The sequence below is a fragment of the Bradyrhizobium sp. genome (assembly GCF_049512235.1).
Classification (GTDB): Bacteria; Pseudomonadota; Alphaproteobacteria; order Rhizobiales; family Xanthobacteraceae; genus Bradyrhizobium.
Map to the genome: position 1 here is coordinate 1 of NZ_JBEKXH010000715.1, position 2602 is coordinate 2602.

At 63.1% G+C, this 2602-nt stretch carries 3 protein-coding genes; all 3 read right to left on the minus strand.

The genetic code is table 11. The annotated features are described in order from the left end of the window. Positions 1-1275: formylglycine-generating enzyme family protein (locus ABSG20_RS34340; protein ID WP_423868874.1), on the minus strand; the 1275-nt coding region annotated here is incomplete at its 3' end. A gap of 38 nt (positions 1276-1313) precedes the next feature. Then, entirely contained in the window at positions 1314-1802 is a 489-nt protein-coding gene (locus ABSG20_RS34345) for a toll/interleukin-1 receptor domain-containing protein (protein WP_423868875.1), read from the minus strand. Positions 1803-1938: 136 nt separating this feature from the next. Continuing rightward, a partial coding sequence (locus ABSG20_RS34350; RefSeq protein ID WP_423868876.1) for an RNA-directed DNA polymerase occupies positions 1939-2602 on the minus strand: 664 nt, incomplete at its 5' end.

Here is a 2602-nt window from a genome sequence, read left to right on the forward strand (position 1 = left end):
GGCATTTTCCCCGAAGTTCGCCTGCTCAGGGGTGATGCCGTCGCCGGTGCTGTATGCCGACGTCGTGCCAGCACGGCAGCAATATTCCCATTCGGCCTCGGACAGAAGCCGGTACGGTTTGCCACCCGATCGTTCCTTCAGCCATTCGACATAGGCCTTTGCGTCGTGCCAATCCACGCAGACAACCGGATGATCGTCCCCCTGCGTGAACCCGGGATCACGCCATGACTTGCTTGGATCGCTTTTCCATTCCTTACCATTCCAGACGAAAGCGCCTGGCTCGATCTTATGCTTCGTAGCATTGATGAAAGCTGCGAATTCGCCTCGCGTGACCGGGCAGACGCCGACCGCGAACCTGTTCTTGATCGAAACCTTGTGCTGGGGGCGCTCATCATCATCGCCTTCGCCTGCCGGCGAGCCCATCATGAACTCGCCGGCAGGAACGATAATCATCTCCGGGGCCGCATCGAAATCGCGGAAACGATCGCGGGGGACGAAACCACCCGAGACGCGCCGGGCTCGCCGCCGCACGGAAACCACCATGGCGTTGAATCCACGGACCACCTTGCCTACGGGCGGCCGAATAGCCCGGGCGGCCTGCTTCAGCGTGTCGGTGACTTTTCCCCGTAACCCCTCGACGGTCGCGACAAAGTCCGCCGTCAATTCGCCGATGGCCTCGATGGCGCGCGCCAGACTGGTCAGATCGACGGAGAAGCTTGCTCTGGTTTCGAGTTTGGCGAGCATCAATTCGGTCTTCATCGACTCGACATAGAAATTAACGAGCCCGATCTGCTGCAGGCTATGACCGGCATCGCTCCGGCCTTCGGGAGCGAGGCCGGTCAGTTTGTGCTCGACCTTCCGCAGTCGCTGTTCCAGCGCGCGGAGCTGTCCTTCCCGACCGGCCCGTTCGATATCAACACCGGGCGGCATGTCGTATGCGGGATCGCTCGGAACCAATCCGAGACTTCGCGCCTCAGCGAGCGCGGATTCCAAGTCGGCAAGGACTGAGCCCCGCGCGCTGCGCAAGGCACTCAAAGTCGGCGTCTTGCCGAGGTCTGCGTCCTCGCGCGGAATATGGCGCCGCATAAACAGGCTGCGCAGATTGGCGAGGTCATCCGCGATGTGCTCGCCAGGGCGCCGCGCGTGCCCCCCGACGATGCCTCGTGCGTCATCGAGAACCTCGCGGAACGCCTCGTTCAAGGCCTCATCGTTGACCGGCCGCAGCGTTTCCCGGAATTCCGAGATCGATTCGTTGAGCGCAACGAGTTCTTTCACGAGCGCCGCATGTCGAGGAGGGACTGACGCGTTGGTCGTCATAGCTTGCCCCAAGAGAATTTCGGCCTGTCGGGAGCACCGAAACGTCCTTCCATGGACGCCCAAATCTGTTCGCGTGCCGCGTCGTAACCGTGCTGGTGCGGTCGCCACTCGCGCACTGGGAGCAATCGGCCGGCGCGATCGGCCGGCGCGGCTTGCAGGACTCCTCCGATCGCCCATGACCAGGCGCAGCGGTCGATGACAACGGGCAGCACGAGGTCGCCCTTGCCGCATTTGGCATCGATGGCCGGCAGTTCGTGATCAAAAATGTAGTCAGAGCCGAGGAAAGCCGGGCTGAACAACACAAGGTGAACCTGCGCTGCCTCGATCGCGTCCGCGATTTTTTTCGACCAATAATCTCCCGGCGTGATCCGCTTGTCGGCCCAGAATTCGATCTTGAAGGCGCGTTCGATGGCCCGCAGATGGGTCCTCAATTCGCTGAATGCGGCGTGGTCCGGATGGGCGTAGGAAATGAAACCCTTTCGCATTCTCTGACCGATTGATTCCAGCGCAAACTTTGAACTACGGAGCCGCAAACCCGCACCAACTCAGGAATTGACTTTCCAATATGGTTTCAACCTTAGCATGTCCCGGCGTGACGGGATATAATTTCGGGCCAAAGGCTCAGCTATCAGCACTGCCGAGGGACGGATGCGCAAGCGTCCGACCATCGACCATCCCCGCCCCAAACCACCCGTCCCCGAACATCGCCTGCCGCAGGCTCCAGGTATCCGCATGCTGCGCATGCGCGATCCACGCCCCCACTTTGCCCTCGACCTCGGCGCGGGTGACGGCGCCGGCGCGCCAGCGGTCGCGCAGGCCGCGCAGGCGGTTGCGGAAGCGGGCGACGTTGTCCTCGGGCAGGCGCCGGCCGCCGGGCTCCAGCACGAAGCCGAGGAAGGCTGTGGGCTCGGCCGTCGGCAGGATGACGGTCTTGCGCGGGTGCAGCCTCAGGCGCCGGCCGTCCAGATAGCCCGCGATGCGGGCGCACCATTGCGCCAGCACGCCGGCATCGTCGTGGAAAAGGGCGAAGTCGTCGACATAGCGGACGTAGGGCGCGCGCAGCACCTCGGTGACAAAATGGTCGAAGCCGTCGAGATAGAGATTGCCGAAGAACTGGCTGGTCAAATTGCCAAGCGGCAGGCCGCGGCGGCGCCGATGCGGATCGAACAGGTCGTCGCCCGGAAAATACAGCTCCACCGGCTGCTGCGGATTCGAGCCGTCCACGATCGCGTCCATCAGCGCCAGCGTCCTGGCGCAGGCGAGGCGGCGGCGGAATCCGGCTTTC